General features: G+C 36.9%; 24 protein-coding genes and 1 pseudogene. 1 reads left to right on the top strand and 24 read right to left on the bottom strand.

All coding sequences use genetic code 11. The features are described from left to right. Positions 1–46: 46 nt before the first annotated feature. The 21 genes and pseudogenes from J2S10_RS07025 to J2S10_RS06925 form a co-directional block, all read right to left on the bottom strand. Complete coding sequence (locus tag J2S10_RS07025; RefSeq protein ID WP_307405857.1) at positions 47–2,845, bottom strand: sigma 54-interacting transcriptional regulator; 2,799 nt, start codon at positions 2,843–2,845, stop codon at positions 47–49. 52 nt (positions 2,846–2,897) lie between these two features. Continuing rightward, on the bottom strand, positions 2,898–3,008 hold the full coding sequence (locus J2S10_RS07020) for an HAD family hydrolase (RefSeq protein WP_307405855.1): 111 nt from the start codon (positions 3,006–3,008) through the stop codon (positions 2,898–2,900). Positions 3,009–3,124: 116 nt separating this feature from the next. Beyond that, positions 3,125–5,665: a glycoside hydrolase family 32 protein gene (locus J2S10_RS07015; protein ID WP_307405853.1), complete on the bottom strand. Its 2,541-nt coding sequence runs from the start codon at positions 5,663–5,665 to the stop codon at positions 3,125–3,127. Between the two features lie 228 nt (positions 5,666–5,893). Further along, positions 5,894–6,721, bottom strand: a complete 828-nt coding sequence (locus J2S10_RS07010; protein ID WP_307405851.1) for a mannose/fructose/sorbose PTS transporter subunit IID — start codon at positions 6,719–6,721, stop codon at positions 5,894–5,896. 28 nt (positions 6,722–6,749) lie between these two features. After that, positions 6,750–7,550 (bottom strand): PTS mannose/fructose/sorbose transporter subunit IIC, encoded by an 801-nt coding sequence (locus tag J2S10_RS07005; protein WP_307405849.1) that lies wholly within the window; start codon positions 7,548–7,550, stop codon positions 6,750–6,752. 275 nt (positions 7,551–7,825) lie between these two features. Continuing rightward, the gene (locus J2S10_RS07000; RefSeq protein WP_307405847.1) at positions 7,826–8,323 is read right to left on the bottom strand and encodes a mannose/fructose/sorbose PTS transporter subunit IIB; all 498 of its coding nucleotides are present in this window, start codon (positions 8,321–8,323) and stop codon (positions 7,826–7,828) included. After that, positions 8,320–8,760 carry a mannose/fructose/sorbose PTS transporter subunit IIA gene (locus J2S10_RS06995; protein WP_307405846.1) on the bottom strand — a complete coding sequence of 147 codons (441 nt, stop codon included), beginning with the start codon at positions 8,758–8,760 and terminating at the stop codon, positions 8,320–8,322. Before J2S10_RS06995 ends, J2S10_RS07000 begins: the two co-directional genes overlap by 4 nt. A 542-nt stretch (positions 8,761–9,302) precedes the next feature. Next, a complete protein-coding gene (locus J2S10_RS06990) occupies positions 9,303–9,512 on the bottom strand; it encodes a transposase family protein (protein WP_307405844.1) in 210 nt (69 codons plus the stop codon). Positions 9,513–9,757: 245 nt separating this feature from the next. Then, positions 9,758–11,323 carry a glycoside hydrolase family 32 protein gene (locus tag J2S10_RS06985; protein ID WP_370876171.1) on the bottom strand — a complete coding sequence of 522 codons (1,566 nt, stop codon included), beginning with the start codon at positions 11,321–11,323 and terminating at the stop codon, positions 9,758–9,760. A 306-nt stretch (positions 11,324–11,629) separates the two neighbouring features. Next, positions 11,630–11,803 carry a hypothetical protein gene (locus J2S10_RS06980; RefSeq protein WP_307405841.1) on the bottom strand — a complete coding sequence of 58 codons (174 nt, stop codon included), beginning with the start codon at positions 11,801–11,803 and terminating at the stop codon, positions 11,630–11,632. Between the two features lie 115 nt (positions 11,804–11,918). Beyond that, positions 11,919–13,289 carry a glycosyltransferase family 2 protein gene (locus J2S10_RS06975; RefSeq protein ID WP_307405840.1) on the bottom strand — a complete coding sequence of 457 codons (1,371 nt, stop codon included), beginning with the start codon at positions 13,287–13,289 and terminating at the stop codon, positions 11,919–11,921. Positions 13,290–13,589: 300 nt separating this feature from the next. Further along, positions 13,590–15,071 (bottom strand): glycoside hydrolase family 68 protein, encoded by a 1,482-nt coding sequence (locus tag J2S10_RS06970; protein ID WP_307406762.1) that lies wholly within the window; start codon positions 15,069–15,071, stop codon positions 13,590–13,592. Between the two features lie 582 nt (positions 15,072–15,653). After that, positions 15,654–16,209: pseudogene (locus J2S10_RS06965) on the bottom strand (PRD domain-containing protein); the annotation flags it as partial. A gap of 111 nt (positions 16,210–16,320) precedes the next feature. Then, positions 16,321–17,538, bottom strand: coding sequence for an FAD-dependent monooxygenase (locus tag J2S10_RS06960; RefSeq protein ID WP_307405838.1), 1,218 nt, complete (start codon positions 17,536–17,538; stop codon positions 16,321–16,323). A gap of 125 nt (positions 17,539–17,663) precedes the next feature. Then, positions 17,664–17,852: a hypothetical protein gene (locus J2S10_RS06955; RefSeq protein ID WP_307405836.1), complete on the bottom strand. Its 189-nt coding sequence runs from the start codon at positions 17,850–17,852 to the stop codon at positions 17,664–17,666. An 80-nt stretch (positions 17,853–17,932) separates the two neighbouring features. After that, the gene (locus J2S10_RS06950) at positions 17,933–18,169 is read right to left on the bottom strand and encodes a hypothetical protein (RefSeq protein ID WP_307405834.1); all 237 of its coding nucleotides are present in this window, start codon (positions 18,167–18,169) and stop codon (positions 17,933–17,935) included. Positions 18,170–18,310: 141 nt separating this feature from the next. After that, positions 18,311–18,760 carry a GNAT family N-acetyltransferase gene (locus J2S10_RS06945; RefSeq protein WP_307405832.1) on the bottom strand — a complete coding sequence of 150 codons (450 nt, stop codon included), beginning with the start codon at positions 18,758–18,760 and terminating at the stop codon, positions 18,311–18,313. Between the two features lie 206 nt (positions 18,761–18,966). Then, complete coding sequence (locus J2S10_RS06940; RefSeq protein WP_307405826.1) at positions 18,967–19,602, bottom strand: VC0807 family protein; 636 nt, start codon at positions 19,600–19,602, stop codon at positions 18,967–18,969. Between the two features lie 68 nt (positions 19,603–19,670). Continuing rightward, positions 19,671–20,174: a GNAT family N-acetyltransferase gene (locus J2S10_RS06935; protein WP_307405820.1), complete on the bottom strand. Its 504-nt coding sequence runs from the start codon at positions 20,172–20,174 to the stop codon at positions 19,671–19,673. Positions 20,175–20,422: 248 nt separating this feature from the next. Then, positions 20,423–20,707 carry a DUF6881 domain-containing protein gene (locus J2S10_RS06930; RefSeq protein WP_307405816.1) on the bottom strand — a complete coding sequence of 95 codons (285 nt, stop codon included), beginning with the start codon at positions 20,705–20,707 and terminating at the stop codon, positions 20,423–20,425. 259 nt (positions 20,708–20,966) lie between these two features. Next, positions 20,967–22,076 (bottom strand): lactonase family protein, encoded by a 1,110-nt coding sequence (locus J2S10_RS06925; protein ID WP_307405812.1) that lies wholly within the window; start codon positions 22,074–22,076, stop codon positions 20,967–20,969. 476 nt (positions 22,077–22,552) lie between these two features. On the opposite strand from J2S10_RS06925, the gene J2S10_RS06920 reads away from it, so the two are divergent. Continuing rightward, positions 22,553–23,302: an MBL fold metallo-hydrolase gene (locus J2S10_RS06920; RefSeq protein WP_307405803.1), complete on the top strand. Its 750-nt coding sequence runs from the start codon at positions 22,553–22,555 to the stop codon at positions 23,300–23,302. A gap of 312 nt (positions 23,303–23,614) precedes the next feature. On the opposite strand, the gene J2S10_RS06915 is transcribed toward J2S10_RS06920, so the two are convergent. The 3 genes from J2S10_RS06915 to J2S10_RS06905 all read right to left on the bottom strand — a co-directional run bounded on the left by J2S10_RS06915 (position 23,615) and on the right by J2S10_RS06905 (position 25,754). After that, positions 23,615–23,908 (bottom strand): antibiotic biosynthesis monooxygenase family protein, encoded by a 294-nt coding sequence (locus tag J2S10_RS06915; protein WP_307405797.1) that lies wholly within the window; start codon positions 23,906–23,908, stop codon positions 23,615–23,617. 239 nt (positions 23,909–24,147) lie between these two features. Further along, positions 24,148–24,675 carry a GNAT family N-acetyltransferase gene (locus J2S10_RS06910; protein WP_307405795.1) on the bottom strand — a complete coding sequence of 176 codons (528 nt, stop codon included), beginning with the start codon at positions 24,673–24,675 and terminating at the stop codon, positions 24,148–24,150. Between the two features lie 524 nt (positions 24,676–25,199). Further along, positions 25,200–25,754, bottom strand: coding sequence for a helix-turn-helix domain-containing protein (locus J2S10_RS06905; protein WP_307405788.1), 555 nt, complete (start codon positions 25,752–25,754; stop codon positions 25,200–25,202). Positions 25,755–25,824 lie beyond the last annotated feature (70 nt).

The following is a 25,824-nucleotide window of genomic DNA, read 5'->3' as shown; positions in this document are numbered from 1 at the left end:
TTTAAATGGAGTCCTCCCGTTTTCGAAACCACATGTTTTTCCTCTCCTACGCTGGTAATACCCCTTCTTCAGCAAAAATAGTTGCGATAAATAGCTTTTCATCTCTAATTACTTCAAACCCAAGTTTTTTTTCAATAGATTTTAACGTTTTCTCCGTTTTTTCATAGATCTTTTCTAGTTTATCGTCGATCTCTTCATCCTCTGGAAAAGCGATTGGATTATTTTTAATCATTCTTTCAAAGGTAAAAGCCGTATGCATAATGATCCTAATGATAAATGTGTTACTAAATGTAATGCCTAATTCATCTTGCATATTTTGTACCCATTCTAGTAATAATACAGTAATTTGATAAGGATTCAAAAACACAAGATGCTTTCTTAAGCTATCCTCACAAAGTTCTTGCACAACAATATTAGCTCTAATTTGTCCACCACCATATTGTATTTTTCCATTTGAAATCGCTTGTTGAATGATTTTCTCTCCATCTCCTTCAATGAGAATTTCTAAAGATACGTGTGGGGCATTAATCTTAGGATTTTTCGTTCCTACCGTTGCTATAATCTCATATTCTTTTTGAATTTCTTTAATGTTACTTGCTAACTTAATAGAAGAAACAGTAAGTATTTTTATAGGCTCCTCAGAAACTTTGCTTACGATTGCTCTTAATATTTCCTCCAGCTTTTTGGCGGTTCCACTACCTGTCGTACAAATAGAAACCAATGCCTTCTGTATGCTTGAAGAGTTTGTTTGCTTATCGAACAATTCCATAAAGTCCTTTTTGACTGAATCATAAATAGCAAATAAATTCAAATCTAAATAGTTCACCTTTCTAACAGTATCTAGGACCATAGAAGTGGTGACATTGCTGATGGTTTTTATTTTTATACCTGTTTTTTCTTCTAACTGGTTTTCCAACATAGCAAGTGACCCCATGTCCACCAGCATTAATACACCTTCTCCTTCATTAACCTGCTTAATTCCTTCTATTAGACTATCTACAATTTCCGATGGGGACACAGTAAGCGGCATATCAATAGCCACAATTGGAGTACTCCCCAAAAGTTCCGTTGCCACTTCAACCATTGAACTTGCCGTACTGTTTCCGTGGGCAGCTACCACAATCCCCACCCTCTTATTCTCTTCTAATGACTTGATTGATTGAATGAGCATCGTTAAATAAATCACTTCGATTTCTGGAACCATTACATTAAAAAACTCTTGAATCTTCTCTTTAAATATCAAAGCAACATGGTACTCTTTCAAATATGTATCACGGATTTCGTTTGTTTCCTGCGCATTTAATACATCAATCTGTTTCCCTCGTTTCAAAAATGCATCAATATGCATGCTTAAAAAATGGATGAACTTTCGATCAAATGTGCAGCTTAATTCTTTTTCGGCAACCAGTTTTAATTCTTTTGTAATTTGAATAACATCATCTCCAACAAATTTTAGTAAATTAGAATTTGGAAACGTCTTCCGATTAAAAAAACTTCTAATATTGAGGTGAATATCTGTTAAAATATACTGGTTTATCTCTGTTTCCGAAAAACCCTCATTTTTTAACACCTCGATTTTTTCTTCTATTAATTTATATAAATTAAAAGAAAATTCATCATCTATTTTTGTCATTTCATCTTCTACTATAGGGGAAATGATTGTTTTGATATTTACATATTCAGAAATCTCTTTACTTCTTTCAAAATTTTTGCTGTTTAAAATCCAATCATGTTTTAATTCATCTGATAGATCCCTAACTGTCAGTTCCACCACATTTTCACTATCTAAATTATTTAAAAATCCGTGAGCACAGACTAATTGCACATTTGATCTCAACTGGCCGACATTTCCAAATTTTGAAGTGTGTATTAGTGCATTTAATACATCAATATGTACACTAAGATTTTTATTAATCCGTTCCGCCTCTTTACCTAATAAAAAAGTTGTTAATCGTATCTTCTCTTTAAGAGATCGTTCTTCTAGTGAAGGAATATGAATAGTCATCGGAATTCTTCGCAAAAATGTTTTTAATAAGGAAGAACCAGGGTTTTCAGTTGTTGCACAAATAATTAATACCCTTGACGTTCGTTTGTGGTCAGTTTCTCCCAAGCGATTATAAGTACCGTGATCAATAAAATAAAAAAGCATTTCTTGTCCTTCAGGAGGGAGCCGATGTATTTCATCCATAAAAAGAATACCTTCGTTGGATTGTTCAACTAAACCAACTTTATCTCCGCTTGCCCCAGTAAAGGACCCTTGTTTATGACCAAATAATTGAGAAAGCAATAGCTGGGGATTGTTATAGTAATCAGCACAGTTAAATGTAATAAAGGGGGCGCCTGGTTTCAGCCTTTCTGAAAATAATGCAAACTGATATATACGGTTTGCAAAAAGAGATTTACCTGATCCTGTAGGCCCTAACAGCAGCATATGCAAACCATTTGGTGGATATAAGACAGCTGCTTTTGCCTGAGAAATTGCCTTTTTCAAGCTTCCCTTTGCACCTATCATTAGTTCAAAGGGATTGGTAGGTATTGTTTGATTTATTTGATGATTAAATGGATGTTTAAGATGTTCTACTTCCATCTCCTTAATATCCCATTTTTTATGAAAGATACTCTCCACAACCTCCACTGGCACATAACGTACAGGGAAGGTCTTGATTTTAATTACCTTTTGAATCCGAACGAGATTGTTCAATTCAAAGCTAACATTTGATCTCTCCATTTCCAATTGCTCGGCAATTTCTTGTGCGGAGTTTCCTTGTTTACTCAAAAGTTCCTCTAATGTAAATTCATAAAAATTACTCAGTAACTGGTTGTATATTCTATCAATTCTTCTCATACGATCACCCTTTATTGATTAGAGTTCTACATTTAATATTCAAATTAATAAATCAAGATAGAATAAATGTTTCTAGCGCCAATTTCATTCCATCTTGATCATTACTTTTTGTTACAAAATCTGAGGCATCTTTCACTTGTTGAGGTGCATTTCCCATTGCCATAGCATCAGCCCCCTGCGCTCTAATACAAGCGGAGAACGGGGAGCTCCTAAGGGATCGAGCTCTAGGCGTGACCTCTATTGAAGGAAATCTTATCAATGTGACTTGGTTAGCAGTGTTCACGGAACCCAGACGGAGGGAATTGCCGAAACCTCGAGGTTGTCAACCACTGCTTGTCCCCCCGTGGAGAACAGCTGAATACCGTCACTCGTAGTACCTGGGAAAATCTGGTCGGTTATAGCTACTCGGCCTCCATCGGCGAAAATTTCCACTGAAGACCAATCCACATAGATCTGCAGTGATACTCTTCCATCGCGGACAGGTACAGCTACCCGTTCGACGCTGGGGAAGGATGCGTTAAAGCTGACGTCTCCTGATTGTGTACGGTCCAGATAGAGTTGCCCGCTAGCTACGTCGTAGCCGATCACAGTTCGATCAACGTTTCCGGTACGAACATTCACCCCGAAACTTTTGGCTGTGTTAGGCTTGAACGTGACGTCCAAGCGGTAAGCTTTGCCCGAGGCTTTGGGGTCGAGGGCAGTTTCGCCTTCTGCAAGAGTTACGAGTTTAAGCTGGTATTGCTCTTGTGCCAGATCCGCAGCCTGTTGAACGGGAGACTGGATGATCTGGGGCGTACCGTCAATGGTCTGCAGCTTCAGTTCTCGGGGAAGAGACTGCGCGCCCCGCCAGGGCGAAGTCGGGATATCATTAGCATAGTTCCAATTGTTCATCCATCCGATCATGATCCGACGGTCTTCGGGGGCGTCGTTATAGGTGACCGCTGCATAAAAGTCTTGACCGTGGTCAATCCAATGAGCACGCTGGAGAGCGTTGGTGGCGGGAGTAGCGGCCAGGGTGAACTGGTCAGCAAGTATGTGCCCCCAGCCCCCCGTGTTTCGATCAACGATCTGAATCTGAGCCTGTTTCCCCTGCAAATCACGCAAATCCCAGGACGCCCAGTCCAACGAAGCGCTGTCGTTTCCGGTTGCGGTGCGGACAACCTGCCCGTTCACCAAAAGGTTGACGGCGGTTTCCGTATCCCAGGGCCCGGCCTTCACATCGGAGAGTACGATGTTATCTATCATGAGATGACCCCAGCCGCTGCTTCCATCGTTTTGATCAACGATCTGCAATGTGGCCTGCTTGTCGCGGTACTTCGTAACGTCGAAGTACTTCCAGTCGAGATTCGCACTGTTGTTACCAGTAGCACTGGCAACAACACTTCCATCGATAACTAGATTGAGAACCGTCGGGTGGCCAGACGAGATAGGATGGTTTCCCCCGCCAATAAGGAAATCGATGTAATCGGAGTTAATGGTGAACGTCGGAGACGTCACGGTACCTTCGGCACTATCACAGCTGGCAGTTTGGCAGGTGTCCAAAACCTGACTTCCCAACTGACCACTCAAATTTTCCCTGGTCGGTACGATTCCGGCGAAATCACCGGTCCCTGTCCAGACGGGCAGGCTGGTTCCTTCAAAGTCTTCAAATACTTGTTCAGGAGGCGGGGCGGTCGATCCACCATCAACATGGGGGTGGTTACCGCCTGCAATAAGGAAATTAAGGTAATTTTGGTTGATCGTGAAAACGGGCGATGTTAGGGTGCCGACCTCGTTGTCGCTACCGTGGAAGCTATCCACGAATCCGTGTCCGAGGTATCCTGTCGGGCCGGGCTCATCCTTGACCGGACCATTGCCGAAAGCCGTTCCTGTTGTTGACCACAAACCGTAGTCCGAACCTTCAAAATCGTTGAGAACGGTACCAGTTGGCGGAGTGTACACCGGTTCGCTATCGGTAAATGTGGTTCCGTTGAAGTTCCCGATGAAATACTGGGCTTTGCCGGCGACATTAACAGTAAGCACCCATTTAATGTCGTTTTTGTTACCATCCAAGGGCATGGGAAATAGGTCAGGGCACTCCCAGACAGCGCTAGTGACTCCCGTGGGACCGAACTCGCTGAGCAATGACCAGCTTTTTAGGTTCGGCGAGGAGTAAATAGCCACCTTATGCTGATCCGACAGGGCTACCACCATACGCCAATTTTTTGTAGGTGCGTACCAGAAGACTTTGGGATCCCGAAAATTGTGGGATCCGATGTCAAGCACCGGATTTCCAGCGTACTTCGTCCACGTTGTACCGCCGTCGGTGCTGTAGGCCAAGGCTTGCTGCTGAATTCCGCTCGCCTTTTGGGTGCTGGTGTAAACGGCGACCAGCGGAGGAGTATTGGGTGTTCCCAATCTGCTCGAATTGGTCTTATCGAATACGACACTGCCCGACCAAACTTCCTCATAGGTATCTACCGGAATAGCCACTGGAAGCTCTCTCCAATGAAAGAGATCCTTGCTTATAGCATGTCCCCACGAAGCGTTCCCTCCCGCCATCCCGTACTTGTTGTATTGGTAGAACAGGTGATACTCTCCATTGTAATAGATCAGTCCGTTGGGGTCATTCATCCAGTTTTGGGCCGGCGAATAGTGAAATTGGGGTCGATAGGGTTCCTGGTAGGTGTTCTGGTCTCCCGAGGGTATTCCGCCAGCGTACGCCCAGGACGAATAACCAGCCGCCAGACCGGCCAGAGCAATCAACCCGAATGCCGCCCCAAGCAGTCGACGCTTGCGGGGCGATATTTTGAATGATATCAATGTTTTAAATGATATCACGATAATACCTCCTATCGTTTGTTAAAAAATGCGTTGTAAGATACTTGCTTTAAATACATTCAGTATATTCCATTTAGATCGTTCATCCAGTTGCTTCCGTGATAGAATTGGTTTCGAAACTCCTCTAAATAATATCCCGAATCATTCGCAAACGCAGGAACCGCTGATAATTTTGTAGGATCACCATTAGCTAATTACAGCGAGCATACATAATAGAATAGTTGTTTACTATCCTAAAATACCAGTCCAATAGCCTAGAATACCTATTACAAAAATTCCCAATATAATAAGAAGAGGATTTGCACCTTTACGTAGCATCCATGCAACCAATAATGTCAACCCTAAAGGTAATAAACCAGGTAAAATGTTATCCAATACATTTTGTACAGTTTGAACATTCACTTTTCCAGCATCATCTTTAATTCTCGAAACAACGATTGGGATATTAATATGTGTCCACTTGGACACAAGTGCCCCCATAACAAACAATCCAAGAATAGAAGCGCCTTCTGTAAGCTTTAAAATACGATTGCCAACTAGATCTTTTAAAATTTCCATTCCTTTGACATAGCCATACTTTAATCCATAATATTTGGTGCTTAATCTTATCGCATTGATCAATAAAAAGAATAACAGCGGTCCAGCAAGGTTCCCTCCTAATGCCAGTGATGCTCCCAAAGCTGCTAAAACTGGACGCAAAGTACCCCAGAATATAGGATCACCTACACCCGCTAATGGGCCCATTAATCCGATTTTCATACCACTTATTGCTTTGGCATTAATTCCTTTTTTATTCGCCATTTGTTCTTCCATTGCAGCAGTTACACCAAAAATTGGTGCTGTAAGCCACGGATGTGTATTGAACCATTCCAAGTGACGTTTCAATGCTTCGTTTCTTTCCGCTCCAGGGCCATACAATTTTTTAATTGCCGGTATCATAACAAAACAATATCCCATCGCCTGTACACGTTCGAAATTAAAAGAGCCAAGTAGAAAGTTTGAGCGAATAAACATACTAAAAATATCTTTTTTCGTTAATTTTTTTTCTGTTTCCATTTATAAGTTCCCTCCTTAAGTTTTTACTTTAGGCATCAAGATCATCATCATCGTAGACAGTTGTATGCCCTACAGCTGCTTGAGCTGCTGCAGGCTGCAGATTATTCTTTTGCATGACCTGTTGATACAATATAGCAAGGCAGAGTCCAAGAGCACCAAAGCCTACTAAGTTGAAGTTTGTAAACGCCGCTAATAAAAATCCAATATAGAAGAAAGGTTTCAAGTGAGGAATGTTCATCATATTAATAACCATTGCATAACCTACAACAACGATAATTCCACCACCTAATTGCAACCCTTTTGTAATGACTTCCGGAATATGGCCCAAGAATGTTTGAACTGCACTAACGCTAATTAATGCAACAATTAATGTTGGTATCATAACCCGCAGAGCCTGAAAAGCCATGGCGGTAATATGCATAATTTCAATTCCTTTAAAATTGCCTTCCTGAGCATATTTGTCAGCACGGTGAATTAAAAATACAGTTAGAGTACGAACTAAAATAGTTAATGCCTGACCTGCTGCAGCTAACGCAATAGCCACAGCTATTCCTTCTCCAATTCCTTGATGAGCAGTGATAACCAAGATCGTTGAAATAACAGAAGCGATGGCTGTATCCGGCGCCATTGCAAGTCCTACGTTCATCCACCCCAATGCCATCATTTCAAGGGTACCACCTAAAATAATTCCTGTTTTTAAATCTCCAAGCACCAAACCTACCAAAGTACAGGCAATTAACGGACGGTGAGTCTGTCCCTCGTCCAATACACTTCCTATCCCCGTAATGGCCGCGATAATTAATAATAAAATAATCTGTATTGAAGACATAAGATTATCCCCTTCTATTGTTTTTTTTCATTTCGGGGTAGCACGCACATTTTAACGTTTTTATACTCTAAGGGAATCTCAAAACTCAATGTTACTGATTTTGATTAAGAATTTGTTTTCGAGATGAGTTTTAAGACAGATTTTAAGCTATTTTCTGGCTATTTGTTGCTTAGAATTTCAAGTCTCAAATACCTACGTTTTTGAGATTAATAACTGCCCTTAGAGTAGTAAAATCAACGTTTTCTGATGTCCAAATTGCTTAGCGTATATTTTCGTTAAAATGTGGACGGGACCCCATTTCTTAAAATCCGAATAAAATCTTCACTTGAATCTGAAGGTAGCTGCCTGAGCTCAAGTTTCACACCTAATTCATTTAATTTTTCGAAAGCACTAATATCTTTTTCAGTTACACTTACTGATTTTGTGATTTGCTTCCGATCATTCGCATAACGCATACCACCTACATTTACTGTTTTAATGGGTACGCCTGCTTCAATAAGTGAAACGATATCTGATGGATTTTCAAAAAGCAGCATTGCTGTTGTATCTTGATAGCGTGGACTGTAAAACGCTTTTTCCATCTTGGAAATAGAGACAGCGCTTGCTTTAACATTTGAAGGAGCAACAGAAAGAATCAGTGTTTTTCTCATTTCATCTGCTGCTACTTCATCTGAAACGATGATAATTCTATCTGCTTCGTTAACCTTGATCCACCTTGTTAATACTTGCCCATGTATGAAGCGATCATCAATTCTTGATAAAACAATTTTCATAGTAAATCTCCCTCCTGCACTTGATTATTTTCTTTTATTTTTTCTAAATGTTCACTGCATACTTGGAAGCCTTCTTCATTTACCTTTTTTAATTTGTTCAACATTTCTTTCAGTGGTACATTTTCTCTCATGCTTAATACTTCCAATAGAATTGGCAGATTCACTCCTGAAGCCATATCTATCCTTTGATCATGAACGATATATGGAGTAGCTGCGTTATAAGGAGTTCCCCCAAAAATATCAACCAAAAAAAGTACCTCATCTTCTTCGGGAATGCTCTTTAGCACCTGTTTGTATTTTTCTTGAAGTGTTTGAGTCCCTTCTCCTTTTAAAAACGGCACTGCAATCAGGTTATCTTGGTCCCCGAATATCATTCCTGAAGCCCCTTTTAATGCTGTGGCAAAATCACCATGGCCACTAATAATTACTGAAATCATATGTGTTTTCTCCTCTCTTTTAATGTCTTACACTTTTTAATATTGCAAGTTCCGTGCCAAAAAGGAGTATTAAACGCTTTCATTGATTTTACAGCTGTTTATTTTATTTTTTAAAACACATTTACCCCAAAAAAACAAACCTGTTTTAAAATAGGCATCCTTTTAATACAGGTTTGTTTTTTCACTTGAGAATCAGCAAGAAATAATTATGACTTCAATGATGAGATACCCCTAACTTTTGTACGAAACATAAAAATAGTAGTATCTGTATGTTAAAAAGTTTGGCCTATGACATTTATTTATTTCTTTAAGAACTCAAGGTGTAATTCAGCAGGGGTTCCCTTGCTTCCGATTCTATGGCAGTACTCTGGACTAAATTTAATATTGTGTCGTGGCTAACTGGGATATGTACTGATTTGGCCACTTTTTAGCCAAAAGGCAACTTGTTGAAAAGGCCATCTTACGGAGAACTTCTTCTGTACATGTAGTACGCCGTCCATTAGATGAGAGCCATTTATACCGCTCAGTAAAGATTTTTACTTTCAATCTGGTTGGTCGCAAAACCATCTTCTTGTCAGTATTAATAGTTCAACAGATTTACCACTAATAGAGAGATCATGTACTCTACGAGTATACTGGCTATGGATGCGTAAACTTTTCTTTGAGCAGGAAGGGCAAGTTGCTGAGGTTCGAGTACTTTTTACTGCTAAGAGTAGAGATTCATTAGTAGAAGAAATGTGCAGAAGTTCCAATTCTGGATCTGGAGAGGACTAAGGAATAGACGGCATTTTTGCTTACTTTTCCTTTTATTATATCAATCTATTATTTGAACCGTCTCTCACCAAATCCTCGTAAGAACCATTTTTCTATTACAAAAACACAAGAAATGAATCACTTATACAGCTATGGATCGTTATAATTTCATTGGGATAATATCCTATTGTTATCTGCCGCTTTTGCTAATATACCTGGTTTAGATATCCCTTACCGTCTGTTTTTACCTATAAATGGAACGAAAATGTTTGATTGTAACATTTTTAAAGATAGATGGACCGCCATCAGAAAAAAGCGTTATTCCATTATCATTTGAATGAGGAAATATTTCACTTGAATAGGTTACATAACCATCATCAATAAATACTTCGATACTTGTTTTATCAACTATCACTTTCAAATGAACCTTCTTTTTGCTTGCATCAAATGGAGCCTTGCTTTCAACATATTTATTAGTCTTATCGGGTTGGTCTGTAAAACCTCTATTTACATAAGAAAAGTTATTCTGTACAAAAAGACCGACATCAATATGGCGTTGTTTGTCCGTTGACTCACGAATTCTTAATCCTACATTCTTGACATGTGACCAATATACTTCAGTATCTAATTGAAAAGCGTCCCCCTTTGCCTTAAGGGTTTTAGACCCATTTACCTTTATTTCTTTAAAATAATTGGTTGAAAGAGTTAATTGGTTTAATGCTTCAATGGGTTGTGAGGTAAGAATATATTTATTGTTATCTTGCTTTTTTAGTTGAATTTGACGAACAATAGAATCAACCCCGTTGAAACCGTCTCTTAATGTGGGGGTACTGTTCGGATAATCCCAATTATTCATCCAAGCTAAAGCATAACGTTTCTTATTACTTTTACCATCTTGAAAAGTAACGCCTGCATACCAATCGAAGCCATAATCTAACCATTTTGGTTCAATGTTATCTGCGAAGAATTCCTTCCCATTATAGTTACCAATCCAATAGGCATAAGTATTGGGTTTACCTATAGATTTTCCATTCGCACTAGCACCGAGAACCCATTTATATGATCCGTTATTTGCCTGTATCTTGAAAAGATCCGGACATTCTATAATACCTATATCTTGTGTGAAGAACCCTCCTGTATAATCCCACTCCTTTAGATTACGGGATTCATAAAAACCAATCTTCGTTCCCTCTGCCAAAACCATCACCCACTTATTAGCTTGACTATCCCAGATAATTTTTGGATCTCGAAAATCCTTTTCCTCTGGATTTGGAAGAATGGGATGATCACTATATGACTTGAATGTTTTACCACGATCTGTACTGTACCATAAATACTGTTCTTGTTTACCACCATCAGCAGATGGTTGTGTTACAATCGCTACAACGGCTCCCTTTCCAAATCCTGCAGTATTTTGATCATCTACGACAAATGATCCAGTCCATGGATCACCATTTTTTGTAGTGTATTTAGGAATTGCCACCCCTTCATCTTTCCAGTGCACTAAATCCTGAGATGTCGCTTGCCGCCATTCTGTACCATTACCGTTTGGATAATCCTTATTATATAAGTAATAGTAATGGTACTTACCATCGAAAAAGACAGGTCTTTGAGGATCGTTTATCCATTTGTCAGGTGCACTAAAATGATAGACGGGTCGATAGGTTAAAATGGATTTATTAGTAGCTTGGTTTATCTTTTTATCTGTTGGAAGGAACAATAATCGTATAAAAAATATACTTCCTAGGCAGATAATGAAAAAAACACCTATCCATTTATAGACTTTTTTATTAAATACTCTATTTTTCAAATAGATTCATCCCTTTTTAATTTTGGTGGGAGTGGTTTTTCTGCGATTTAGAAATAGATAAATTAAACTACTTCTTTAAGCTTATTTGGCGTGCCTTTTTTCAGTAGCATAGACATTGCTTTGCAGAAATGGCTCTATTCTTTGCATTCATTAATGTTAGCTTGATGGGCATGGGGTACCACCACTAAAACTTTATTAAACTTTTCTTGTAGCTCCAACTTATCTTTAATAACTTGTAATTTTTTAAGAATTAGATCAGAAGCTTCAATCTTCTGTTCAGGTTTTAACTTTTCATCGTAAGGAGAGTCATACTTTATCCAACTTATTCCGTTTTTTTTTGATATCTCTTAATGCATCTAGCTTCCCTATAATATACGCTCTCTTATGATCTGTATTTTCTTCTAATAAAACATTCATATAGTAAGCTTTCATTGCAGCAATGTAGTCTGATAATTCTTCTAACTTTTCCTTAGCGTTCATTGTCCTTTCCTCCATACTGTTTTACAAACAACCTTCTCATTTCCATTTTTTAATGCATGCGGTTGAAGATATTTAGATAGCTTCCGAATATCGGTGTGCTCCCCTTCTTTACTACTCAAACACTTTGCTTGTACACTTCCTCAACGGAATAGTTACGCCCAGTCCGAGCAACTTTGTTCCATCCTTCTTTATTGACGAAATAAGCTGCACTTCCAACCATGATATAAAACAAATTGATAAAACGGAAGATGAATAAATCTAAGAAAATCGTACCAATAATGGCGAATAAATTTCGTTTTGAATATCCGAATCCATACTGATTCGAAATAATTAAGCTAATGAAAGTATATAACATATTCACTACAAGTGATCCGATTTCATAAAACTGAATCATTTGCCAGGAGATTTCAGAGATAAAAGCCATCAAGCTAATCAGAAAAAATCCTGTGAAATACGAAGCGACGACACCGACTAAAAAAGAATCGACTAAGAAGAAAAAGGAAATGCGATTGGTAAACATACTTTTGATGAATGTCATGAAATACAAGACAAAGCAATCCATGAACGCTTTTTGCCAGCGTACTCGTTGATTGTATAAATCTTTCCATGATTCAGGAACTTCGGTATAACAAATTGCTTCAGGTACAAATAACACGCGCGTTCCTTTATGTTTCATGGCATATTGCTGCACCTTTAATGTGACATCAATATCTTCTCCAATTGTTTGTCGATATCCGCCAACCTCTAATAATACCTTTCGTTTGAAGGCTCCGAAGGCTCCTGAAATAATAGACAAGGCATTGGATTTGGCTAATGACGCTTTTAAAATGTAAAATCCTCGCAAGTATTCTAAAATCTGAAAGCGCACAATTTGTTTCATCTTGCGAAGTGATGGCACAAAACCATTTCGAGTTTGTTCAAGTCCTTGTAAAATATGAACATTCCCCCCAGCAGCAATCACAGAGGAATCATCAAAAACTTGATTTAAAATAGATAAGGCTTTTGCATCTAAAACGCTATCTGCGTCTAATGTAATTACAATGTCTTTTGTGGCATATGTTATTCCTGCATTTAAACTATCGGCTTTTCCACCATTTTCTTTATCAATCACTAGCACATTCTTATATTGACTAGAAAGATAAATTTGTCGAATGGGCATGAAGTCTAAAGAGTAAGCAGGCTTTTTTAATTCTTGTGGAATTAATTGCAGCTCTCTGATTAATGCTTTCATGGTCTCATCAGTAGAACCATCGTTGATGAAAATCAGTTCATAGTTATGATAATGAAGTTGCTTCATTCCTTGAATGGTGGTAGACAAAATGGAGGCTTCATTGTAACAAGGAATCAAAATACTCATTCCAACTTCTTTGTCAGGTGTTACTTTCAAATAACTAGGGGTTTTCTTTGAAGCTTTTAAAGCATTGAAAGTATGAAACAACGGAAATAGTATACATAACACAAATAAAATGAACGAAACTGTATACAAATTTTATTCCCCATTTTTTAATTTTTGGATTATCTTGTTGATTGGATAACGAATTCATTTTATTAAAAAAAGCATATTGATTCGTGACAAAATAAAAAAAGCAATTATAATTGCTTTAAGAAATGTGAATGCTCTTTCCTTCACTCATAACTTGCTTACATACAATTGAACAGCAGGTTATCTTTAAAACAATAAATTAGCGCGGTAAATATATAAAGAAAATGTCGATATTCTATCGACATTTTCTTTCACCCTGAATTTTGCCTTTTACGGTATCCGGGACAATCTTAACGTGAAAAATTATTTGTTGTTATCGCCAACTGTTAATTGTCCTTGCTCAAGGATGCTATTTGGTACAACAGATGTATTTGATCCTTGAATGTTAAGTAAAAAGCTTGGTGCAAAAGTAGATTGATGGTCTGTATAGAAACCTCTATTGGTCATGTAACTTGTTATTACCACATTATTACCTTCGGCTTGCGGTACAGCAAAGTGAGAGTAAGTAAATGTGAGATCAGCAGGATCAAGATTCATGTTCAATACAAGTCCAGTTCCATTTAACGGTTGGAATGGACCATTTAAGGAATCGGCTACGAAACCTAACATGTAAACATCTTTGTCACCAATACCATCAATCGTCATTTTGGATCCTCTTGAATCCGTGAATAGATACCATTTATTATTCATTTTAAATATATTGGCACGTTCGATTTCATCTGTTACTGTGTTTGATGCAATTAATGGTTTCATAACACTTTTCACTGTAAAGTCATCGTTTAATTCAACAATGCCCAATGCACCATTCGCTAAAGAAGCAATTTGTTTTTTAGGACTTTGTAACAGATTATTTTTTTCATTTTGGAAGAAGACGTCACTTCCGCCATAATATGCTTTATTATTGAAAGATTGATCGCCTTGATAACCATCTGAAGTTCCAGTATTGGCTTCAAAGACAAGATATTTATGTCCATTATCTTCAACATAGTGAGGGTCTCTTAAAGTATGGTTATCACCTGAATTCCACTTGCCTTCATCGATAAATTGCTGAATATTTTGATAAACCGTACCGTCTCCGCCATCAAAAATAGATTTGTGATCAGATACTCCATCAACTTTAAGTGTAGCTGCATCCGGCTGGGATAAGTTGACTTGAGCAGTTGATATAATTTGGTTACCGGCACCGGTTCCACCATCTTCAGGAGAACCTGAGTAATCTGTATAGAATAAACGGACTTGGCCATCTTTGGTTAAAGTAGCAGAACCTGACCACTCCTGTGTTTGATATTTAAGATACAGGTCATTTGGAACAAATTTATCACTATCTTTAAATACTCTTCCAGCATTTTTCCAGCTATCAATCGATGTATCACCGACCTTTTGATAGAATAAATAAATTGAAGTATCATTACTGTTTTTTGGGTCACCTGCTAAAGCGAAAACGATATGGTATCCATGATAATTTGCCGCAGTACCATCAGCGTTTTGCAGTGGCCAGCTATCCCATACATCTAAATCTATTAAGTTTCCTGACTTATCATACCCTTTTGCCGAAGCAATGTTTTTGATTGCTGATGCATTGAATTGAGGCACTTTAAATTGAGGACTGTTTTGTTGTCCTGGAATTTTTAGCATGTCATAACGTGTGATATGGGAAATCCCATAACTTTTGTTATAATCCTGACTGTTATTTTCTGCAGCAAAAGTTTGAAATCCACCACCTATTACGAAGGCGGTTGTTAAGGTTAATGCCGTTGTTCGTTTTAAAACATTTTTGATATTTATTTTTTTGTTATTCATAGATTTGTTTCCTCTCTTTTTCCAAAATCTGTCATGGATTAATTTTGAATTATTTCTCTGTTAATTTAGCGTTAATGAAACAAAATAATGCTTTACAGGAACCGGTTCCATTCAAAGGTTACTTTGATAATCTGTTTTCGTCAAACAGGTAAAATGTACTAATTATAAACACATTTACGATAATAGGAAAATTCAACCGGGATGATAGTTGCTCTCTGTTTTTTTTCATTTACATTTTTGTAATTAGGAGAAAATATACTTTTAAGTCTCTAGTTTATTATCAAAATTTAAAAGTATCTAACCCGGCATCGAGAAACATATGTATACCCTTTCCTAATTAATATTTATTTCTATTTGGAAACCTTTACACTAAATAGGTGTTAATAAGCGTTACTAACATTAATCTTCAGTTGTATATTTATTTTTTCTAAAATTAACGTAAAAGAAAATAAGACAAAAGAATCAGTCTGAAAAAGAGGAAAATAATTACTTTGGCACATTAAAATTTAATATGTTATAGAACTATTGAAAGATTTTGAATATTTATTTTTCTGATGATTAATACAATTATCTCTCTTCAGCAAAAATAGTTGCGATAAATAGCTTTTCATCTCTAGTTACTCAAATCCAAGTTTTTTTTCAATAGGTTTTAACGTTTTATCTATTTTTTCATAGATCTTTTCCAGTTTATCGTCGATCTCTTCATCCTCTGGAAAAGCGATTGGAGTATTTCTAATCATTCTTTCAATAGTAAAAGCCGTATGCACAATGATCCTAATGGTCACTGTGTTACTTAATGCAATGCCTAATTCATCTTGCATATTTTGTACCCACTCCAATAATAATTCGGTTATATGAAAAGGATTTAGATACAAAAGATACTTTCTTAAGTTTTCCTTACAAAGTTCCCGCACAACAATATTAGTTCCATTTTGTCCATCACCACATTGTATTTTCCCATTTGTAATCGCTTGTTGAATGATTCGTTCTCCATCTCCTTCAATGAAAACTTCTAAAGATACATGGGGGGCATTAATTTTAGGATTTTTCGTTCCTACTGTTGCTATAATCTTATACTCTTTTTGAATTTCTTTAAGTTGCTTGCTAACTTAATAGAAGAAACAGGACAATACTTCACAATCTTATTTCGATAAGGTATGTTTTATCTCCTTTTGCGAATTGTTTCGTATAAAAAAGGCTAAAAAAACCATCTCATAATGGAAATGGTTTTTAACTAATTTTCAAAAACAAAACTAGAATCGATTGGTAAGGATTTTGGCATCAAAAAGATCTTTCGTTGTATTGAAAGTGCAAATTTAGTTTTTACAAATAATGGAATCAGTGTTCCGCCGATTGTTTTCAACCAAGGTGTATACCGGATCGCGAGTTTTTCGATCCGGATTTGGGAGCGATGAAATAAACGAATTTCTGGTGAGCGAATAGTCTGTACTTGACTTAACCATTCCTGGGAGATATCTTGTTTATTCAACCCTTTCCAAACCACATCGGCCGCAACGATTGCGGTTGCCACAGACAAACTGACGCCCATAGCCCCAACTGGGCTTGCACAATGAGCAGCATCCCCAATCAATAAACAACCGTCTTTTGCCCATTCTTTTACATATTGAACTCTTGAATTTAATACCGTAAACGATTTAAAATCTTGTAATCCCTCGGCAAATGATTGAAAGAGCGGGTTAAGTTCTTTAAGTGTTCCCCTAAACTTTTCGATTCCATTGCCGCGTATTTCTTTCCATTTCTCTTTTGGGAAAGCAAGTCCGATTTGCATGAGATCAGGATATTTAGGAAGCACCAAATATATCGGTTTTGACATGTAAAACCGCAGGGTATTATCCATGTCTTTCGGATGTGGAATGGTAAACCATATCAAATCATTTTCATAAAAATCATATTCGAGTTCAAATCCCCCCAATTGACGAATGGTGGAGAACCGTCCATCTGCACCTATTGTGATTTTGGCTTGAATTTCTAGCTCCTCGCCTAGGGCGTTCTTCGTAATGACCCCTTTTACTCGTTCCCCCTCTTTTAAAAGGTGTTGAACCTTGGTGTGAAAGTGTATACTAAACGTTGGATATTCTTGGCATTTTTTATAGAGTGCTTGAAGTAATATGGGTTGTGGCATCCACATGGCATATGGAAATTTTGAATCAATCGCAGAGAAATTGAATTCCCCGATTTGAGCAGATTCCTTCATAATTGCTCCGTGCTTGAGTTTGAGGTGCGGATAACTTTCAATATAAGAGCGTAAGTTTAATTGTTCCAGCATTTGTACAAAGCGTGGCTGTAAGACTTCTCCGCGAAATTCACGATCAAAATTCACATTACGTTCAACAACCATTACGTTTACTTTTTGCTTTGCCAAAAGTAGTGCCATTATCATGCCGGCAGGACCCCCTCCGACAATGCATACATCCGTACTCAAAATTTTCATAAATAACCTCCCTTTATTCATTTATTTTTTTTCGCCACGAATTGGTCTGCTTATTATTATGTTATTTAATAGAAAAACCGAGAATCACTTCTTCTTCAACAAAATTTTAACCGTTAGATTCCTTATTAACTATCAGGGTGAGGAAAATCTTCAAAAATCTTTTCAATGATCATTACATCAACAAAGCGACCACTTAATTTCCCTTGATTCTTAAATACACCCACTTCTCTATAAATAATAGCCCGCTTTTCTCTGGCACTCCTTCCTTTACAAAACTCGCCACTATCGACGATTAAAACGGTTATCTGAAACATTCTGTAAAAAATCTCAAAATCCTTGTTAAACTATTTTTGATAACTTTATCCCATTCTTTGGATGGAGAAAACAAAGTGAATCACTGATTCTCTTTGTTTCTATCCTCATAAATTTCTAAAATTAAATTATGAAAATTATTGTTTATTTGTTCACCAGCAACAACGAATATACCAGAATCAGTTCTAATTAATGCTGATTTATCAGAACCATCCATATATACTTGTCCAGAAATAAAATTATCTAATAGTGAGTATGTAAACGTAGGATACATTTCGTTATTTTTATATTCCACCAAATTAGGATCTCCACTGGTCAACTCTTGCACCCGTTACTTTAAGTGCATTACTTCACAATCTTGGGATAGTGTTTTAACACCAACAAAAAAGAACCGACTTATATCGGTTAAACAATTGCTTTTACTTTAGCATTTTATGCCTATAGCCCTCGTTTACATTATTTATTTGGATATCCATTCAAATTGAATATCCGGTAAATTTTCTTCATTTTCATGCCCTCTGCCAATGATTTTAAATCCGTTCTTTTCATAAAATCGTTGTGCGATTTCATTTACTTCAAATGTGTATAATGTTAATCTCCCACTTGATTGTTCTTTTACTTTGTCAAGTAATGTTTGACCTATACCGATTCCTTGATAATTAATATGAATATAAAGTTGGCTTATCTCCCTTTCATTATAGGCAATCATACCAACTACTTTTTCATCAATTAACGCTAAATTTATTTGAAACAGTTCAGATAATATATGATTTAAAAAATAAACATGATTTTCAAAGCTATGAATTTCTTTCTGACCAATAGCCTGTTCCTTGCTATCTCGCCACATATCCACTGTCTGTTCAGCATACTTGGGATTATACTGAGTTATTATGAATTTGTGTTGGTTCACTACAATACCTCCTTAAGAGCTATTAATATTTTAATATGTACGAAGTGGGAGATAATTGTTGCTTGCTTAACGCCCTTCCTGATCACTAGGACATCAGGAAAATTCTCAAAAAAAGGGGACATAAGGAGAGGTTTTTCGCATGATTAGGGCGAAGCCTGTTTTTGATGGCAGAGGATTTACATTTTGCCAAAGTAAAGCCTCTGTCTTTAATCAACTGAGCGGGGTTTTTTAATGTATAGACGACTCCATAATACGAGTACGATGATAGCGACGTACATCAAGATCGGTGACAGAATGATGGATGTCTGAATTGGTAACATAAACGCTATAATAACCCGAACGATAGCCTCTACAGTGAAACCTGCTCCCCAAACGAGGCTCATTAATCGGAGCACACGTCGGAATTCCGCGTTTTGGTCCCATCGCTGTTCCCATTCCTCCGGATTCATCGAAAAAAATTTCTTAATAAGGTAGAAAAAAGCAGGGCGTTTGCTGGCTAGTGAAGCAAGTGACAGGACTCCGAGCACGCCACTGATAACAGACTCTTTGGCGACCATGATTCGCGGGTTTCCAGCGATGAGAGAAGTAACTAAACTTGCAATCATTATCACCAGCATAAAGAGTGCGAGGCCATCAAGCTGCCGTTTCCGGATCAGACTAAGCAAAAACGTAAGAGCTGACCAAATTGCTCCGAGAATAAAGGCTAGTTGAATACTTATCCCAGATTTGTACGCAATATAATAGATAAGATAAGGAATAAGAATGTCACGTCCAAGTGGAATGAGTATATTGCGAAGGCTTACGGAAGATGAAGAAACAGATGGTGGACTATTTTTTTGCAAAGTGTTCCCTCCTTTTTATAACTTTCTTTGATTCTTTATCAACTCAGCTTAGAACTTTTCAAAACGCCTCACGAATCTACGAGAGGTTTCTCCAGAATGATTTTGGTATCACCCTCTCTGGTTGTATAGGTTCCTGTGACATTATACCCGTGTCGCAGGTTTAAAATTAACATGTTTCGAAAGCGATTCATGGTTTCAGTTCGTATAGACTCATATCCATTGTCTTTGCACCAGTTATGTTGCATTATCATGAGTTCCGATGCGATTCCTCTATTCCTGTAATCCGGACGAACTCCCCCCAACCAACTATAGAATTCCTTCGACTTTATTTGATAACCCATCTTAAAACCGACAAGGCAATCTCCATCAAAACAGATAACCACCATATTCCTATGGTGTTGCTTAGCTTCTTCTACCCATGGGATTGAGACCTTATTGTTGCGATAATACTGCTCAACCTCTTCAACCCGAAGTATAGGTCCATCATTGAATACCAATGCGACTAAAGCGGCAATAGAGTTTAACACGTTACCTTCAGGCAGACCTTCCATAATGTTGTACTGAAACGGCACGTATTGATCACTCCTTCCAATGAATTTTCCGAAATATATAGTGAATTTTCAAAAAACATTCCAACCAATTATATACAAGAATGAATGTAATTATGCAAATTTATTTACTTACTCCACTCCCCCTCTGAACGCTTAGTTCAGTAGAGTAAGAGACCGATACCAAAGGGATAGCCTTCTTCAACAAACCTGTCCGTTACTTGAATAAGAAAATAGCATTACCACATTGTTGAAGTAATGCACTCAGTTATTTAAATAAGAGGTACTACATTTTCATTCCAATACTTTTCAAATACATCTTTAGTTATAACTTTAGGTGAAAATTGAGAATCAGACGAAATATCATTTAGACTTGACATCGGTTCAGTTGATAATCGAGTTCCCATAACTTTAACATTGTTGTAGGCAAAGCCGATTTTACCGTTTTTGTATATTTCAATTTTCCTTTTTTCAAATCGGTTTTCATCAATTTCAGATATTAAGATAACTGGGTCATCAATAAAGTTATGTATCCATTCAACGTAAATATACTCCATATCTCACTTTCTCCTTGTTATATACCTCTTATTTTGTCATTACTTCTTTAACTAACGTTCAATAACGATTAATGAAAAAAGACTGCCGTAACAGCCCATGTGTTATGAAACTATAGCACCCAGTTTGTTTAAGTATATTTCTTCACAATCTTGCTGGAAATTATGTTGTCTTATAACAAAAGCCACCAGTATCGGAAGACTTATTTATAGCAACTCCTGTATTTTTCTGTTCCACACAAGTATGGTGAACCCAATAGAATCAAAGAACAGCTAAACCTTGCGATCCAAAGTAAGGAAAGTTGGTCCAGGAAGCAACCTGCAATCTTACTAGACTACCATCATTTTGGATATTAAATACTGACACTGTACCCTGATTTCCGTTAAGGGTGTAAAAATGCCGTCCATCTTTACTCACTCCAACATCCATCGGAAGACCTGGTGCTGTACCTGGCGGTGTACTGGTAATATGCCTTACCACCGACAGTGCTCCATTGGGATCGATTTGGTAGGTGGAGATGGTGCCGCTTAAGGTGTTGGCAGTGTAGGCAAAACGTTCATCCCTTGTTGTTACAACCCAACAAGCAGTCTTATATCCGTTTGGTACAGAGCCGCTGATCACATGAAGGATACCGTCGTTGCTCAATAAATAAGATGACAGAGCATTTGAAACTGCTTCAGTAACTAAGAGGATTCCAGAGGATAGAAAATAAGCACCCAATGGTCCTTGACCGTAAGAATTATTAACGATTGGTCCTGTAACCGTACCATTTTTATTTACATGGAATACACTGAGATGGTTTGATGTAAGCTCGGAGACAACGATTTTACTGCCGTCCGGAGTGAAGAGAACCTGCGCTGGCTGTGCATTGAAGGTACTGAGAGAATGGGTGGATCCGGGAATAGGAGCAAGGCTTCCGTTATCATCTATGTGAAAACCAGTGATATTTGATGCAAAATTGTTTGCGGCATCACCTACATTGGAGACATAGAGAAGATTACCAAACACATCTACGCTATTGGGCTGGGTACCTCCTGATGGCTTTACATCGACGAGAACAGGTGCTCCGCTATCGGTTATGATGAAACTACTGATACTATGGCTGCCTGCGTTAACTGCAAGTAGGAAACGTCCATCACGGGACAAAGTTAGGGCGCCTTGTGACGCTAAGGGGTCGACGCCATCGTTTGCTGTTGCAGTGGAAACTTCCCTTGTACCGGTACCTCTTCCATAGGTTGGGTAGGAACCCACAAAAGTGAGCATTCCATTCATGTCTATGTAAAAGGCAATAATTTGATTCATTACTTCATTATTGGTCATCATGTACACCATACTCGCACGTGCACGAAAAAAATTGTTCATTATCTGCATTTTATGACTCTCCTCCTTTCATAATTTTATATGGTCCTTTTGCCATTTAAATTCCCCCAATGAATGTAAATTGGTTTACAAACATATCCCACTCACCTGTCCGTTTGTTTAAGTGAAAACCTTCACAACTCCATGATATTTTTTACATAAATCTCCAATATCATTGAAAACGTTCCTCAACAATCTGGCCCTTAACATAAAGAAAGAGGACAATTCCTTCTGCGGAATTGCGCCCGATTGTTGAATATCTAAATATAAAGGAATCCTATATCAGTACTATTTCTTATGAAATTTTCGTTCTCCGTTTAAAAGTGTATTGTTAAAAAATAGAATGAAATTAAATTTAAAAAAGCAAGCATAATTATTGACAAAAAATATTTTTTATGATATAATAAAATATTTTAATATTGACCAATTGAGCATTTGTGAGTATTATTGAACTGGCATTAGAAATTAATACTTTCTGGAGGGGGTTTATGTTAGTGAAAGATAATATTAAAATGTTAGAGCTTACAATGAATTCTATGGGAGAGGCTAATGTCATTCATCCTACCTTAATATGGGATGAAGAGAATATGATTTTAGTTGATACAGGATTCCCTGGACAATTAAATGATATCCGTGAAAGTATTGAAAAAGCAGGTGTTTCTTTTGAAAAACTTAATAAAATATTCATTACCCATCAAGATATAGACCATATTGGGAGTTTACCAATAATTTTGGAAGAATCTCAAAATAAAATAGATGTATATGCTAGTGCAATTGAAAAACCATTTATTCAAGGTGAAAAAAGGATTCTGAAAATTACTCCTGAAGCGATATCCAAAGCTTTGGAATCCTTACCTCCTGAAATACCAGAAGAATTCCGTAATGCGTTCAAATTTAGATTAGAAAATCCACCAAAAGCGAAGGTAGACCATGTTATTAGGGGAGGAGAAGAGTTGCCCTTTTGTGGGGGATTTATCGTAATAGATACTCCTGGTCATACCCCAGGACATTTAAGTTTTTATCATAAAGCAAGTAAAACCCTAATAGCTGGAGATGCATTAATTATAAATAACGGAAAATTATATCCATCTAATCCAAAATATACATTGGATATTGAAAAATCAATTAAATCAATCGAATTATTATCAACATTTGAAATAGAAAAAATTATTTGTTACCATGGCGGTTTATTTGATAACAGTGTTCATGAACGTTTGATTGAAATGATACAACTTTAATTCGATCAAATTAGGTGTAATCCATGTTCCGCTAACGAATGCTAGTTCAAATAAAATTGAAAAAGGATTTTCTAATCGAAGATCCTTTTTTTATTACCGATAATGGCGTTTATATAGACGAGATTTGCATTTTACCTTCATTAGAAAATAAAAGTGATCTTATTCAACTTAATGGCCCTTAACATAAATAAAGAGAACAATTCTTACTGCAGAATTGCGCCCGATTATGGAATATTGAAAAATGCGAAAGAGCTTGAAAAAATGGCTCCTTAGTTATTTTACTAAAGCCATCCGTTAGTACAATATCAACTATTAAAGGCGGATTTTCTCAAAATGTTCAACTGTTGGAAATGGATCATAGAAATGATGTAATTGTTTTTTCCATTCTTGATACTCGTTTGATTGCCTAAATCCAACTGAATGATCTTCTAATGTTTCCCACTTCACTAGAAGTAAATATTTACCCTTAACTTCCATACAACGCTGTAATTCGTGAGATATGTATCCATTCATTGAAGAAATGATTTTCGATGCCTGACGAAATGCTTCCTCATATTCCTCTTCCATACCTTGCTTTACTTGAAGCATAGCAACTTCTAATATCATGTTATCTCCCCATTTTTTAAAAGTATATCATTACAACCAAAGATACTTTTTATTGAACTAAACTTCTAGTTTGATTAAGAGAAACCTTCAAAATCTCATCTATATATTAACACAAATATCGAAGTTACTTTAATGTTGCTGCTCTACTATCTGGCCCAATCTAAAAAGGGCACCTTCTTATTTAAGAATAGCGCCCTATAATTTAATAAGCTTTTATATTAAGCTAAACTTTAAATAAACTATTTACTTGGAATTAAATTTAAACGCCAATTATTGCATCGAATAAAGCACCCTGGAGGGTATTCAAATCCACATTCGGAGATAAATTGAAAGCTAAGCTTCCGACAAATTGCGTTTGAAGCAGGATTATCAATTGAAGGAAAAGCGTGAATGTATTTATACTTGTTCTCGGCAGATGCTTCTTCTATTGCTAACTTCACTGCAATTGTAGCTATTCCTTTCCCCTGATAAGAGGGTAGGACGCTCCATCCAGTTTCGTATATACTTTCATCGTTCCAAGTAGTTTGCCAGTAACCAACTGAGCCTACTGGTTCTAACTCAGGTAACAATATAATGCTGAACATACATCCTCTACTATTAAGCTCCAGATACCGTTTGTGTCTATTCAAAATTTGCTCTTTACTTTCCGGACCTCCAAGATGCTGCATCATCTCTGGAGCGTTTATACGAAAAAGTAAATCAAGGTCCTTATCTTCCCAAGGTTTAATCTGAATGGTATGGTTGCTTCGTTCTAAAATCTTTTTCATCCCCTCACTTTTTTCTTTATTTATACTTTCTTTACTGAAAGCAAAATTCCTTTATTTAATAATACATATTGTTGGGGTAGAGTCAGGAAAATGCGGTTATCTTTACTATGAAAATCAGGTGTATTTAAAGTATTTAGGCTTTTTCGTTGCTGTATTAAAGCGCCCGATTGTAGAATATCTTAATATGGGGTCCTGACGGCAAAACGAGGATATTATATGCTAAGGATATGCCAAGTTTTATGCAGGCTGCAAAAACAGTCGGTTCCGTAAAACATTACTGTGATGGAGATGTATAAAAATGTGAATATAAAAAAACGGCAGTGATTATAACTCCTTGCCGTTTCTATGTTCTGGAGGAAATTAACTTCCTCTAAAGCGGGATTATGTTACCTTGATATGTATAAGATATTCATCGTTTGTCTTTAACCATTAACCCATTAATAATATTTTTTAAGTGTACTCACATTTATTTACCATTAATATAAACGACAAAATGTTTATTTATAAGCATTTTTAAGTGTTTATCATTCTGGATCTGGGTAGTACATCAATAGGAAAAAACTTGTTAATTTTTTTGAAGAATTTATATATTTATGTGTTATCGTTCCTGTAAATTGCATTGCATCTCCTGAAACCAGTTCATGTTTCGCCCCTTCAAGCTCAATTATTAGTTCACCCTCTTTTATTAATATATACTCTTCTCCTAAGTGTGTTTTTGAGTCATGTATACATCCTGGTTCAAGGTTCACTATGTAAATTTCAAACCTTTTTTCTGGGTCATAAGGGAAAAAAGGATAGACAATATACTTTCCTTCATTATCTGTAAGAGTCTCTAATTGTTCCATGCTTATTTTCTTTACTTGTGGCTTGTCTTCTTTCAGAAATATAGAAAAAGATACCTGAAGACCATTGGCAATTTTCCAAAGAGTAGTAACAGTTGGGCTGGATTTCCCTTTTTCTATTTGTGCCAGCATAGCTTTACTAACCCCTGTTAATTCAGAAACTTGATCAAGGGTGAGATTCCTACTTTTTCTGATTTTGACAAGGTTCTCCGAAATAATAGTTTGTATAGTATCCATAATGACTCTCCCTCAAATACAAGTAGTATTGCTTATATGATAACATACTGTTGTCTGTTTTAACAAATTA

The organism is Neobacillus ginsengisoli (assembly GCF_030813055.1).
This window is presented reverse-complemented; position numbering and strand designations above follow the sequence as displayed.

Coding starts and splice junctions, on each gene's coding strand:
- J2S10_RS07025 (WP_307405857.1), bottom strand. CDS start 2,845: ATGAGAAGAATTGATAGAATATACAACCAGTTACTGAGTAATTTTTAT.
- J2S10_RS07020 (WP_307405855.1), bottom strand. CDS start 3,008: ATGGCAATGGGAAATGCACCTCAACAAGTGAAAGATGCCTCAGATTTT.
- J2S10_RS07010 (WP_307405851.1), bottom strand. CDS start 6,721: ATGGAAACAGAAAAAAAATTAACGAAAAAAGATATTTTTAGTATGTTT.
- J2S10_RS07005 (WP_307405849.1), bottom strand. CDS start 7,550: ATGTCTTCAATACAGATTATTTTATTATTAATTATCGCGGCCATTACG.
- J2S10_RS07000 (WP_307405847.1), bottom strand. CDS start 8,323: ATGAAAATTGTTTTATCAAGAATTGATGATCGCTTCATACATGGGCAA.
- J2S10_RS06995 (WP_307405846.1), bottom strand. CDS start 8,760: ATGATTTCAGTAATTATTAGTGGCCATGGTGATTTTGCCACAGCATTA.
- J2S10_RS06980 (WP_307405841.1), bottom strand. CDS start 11,803: ATGAACGCTAAGGAAAAGTTAGAAGAATTATCAGACTACATTGCTGCA.
- J2S10_RS06960 (WP_307405838.1), bottom strand. CDS start 17,538: ATGAAAATTTTGAGTACGGATGTATGCATTGTCGGAGGGGGTCCTGCC.
- J2S10_RS06955 (WP_307405836.1), bottom strand. CDS start 17,852: ATGTTTCAGATAACCGTTTTAATCGTCGATAGTGGCGAGTTTTGTAAA.
- J2S10_RS06930 (WP_307405816.1), bottom strand. CDS start 20,707: ATGGAGTATATTTACGTTGAATGGATACATAACTTTATTGATGACCCA.
- J2S10_RS06925 (WP_307405812.1), bottom strand. CDS start 22,076: ATGCAGATAATGAACAATTTTTTTCGTGCACGTGCGAGTATGGTGTAC.
- J2S10_RS06920 (WP_307405803.1), top strand. CDS start 22,553: ATGTTAGTGAAAGATAATATTAAAATGTTAGAGCTTACAATGAATTCT.
- J2S10_RS06915 (WP_307405797.1), bottom strand. CDS start 23,908: ATGATATTAGAAGTTGCTATGCTTCAAGTAAAGCAAGGTATGGAAGAG.
- J2S10_RS06910 (WP_307405795.1), bottom strand. CDS start 24,675: ATGAAAAAGATTTTAGAACGAAGCAACCATACCATTCAGATTAAACCT.
- J2S10_RS06905 (WP_307405788.1), bottom strand. CDS start 25,754: ATGGATACTATACAAACTATTATTTCGGAGAACCTTGTCAAAATCAGA.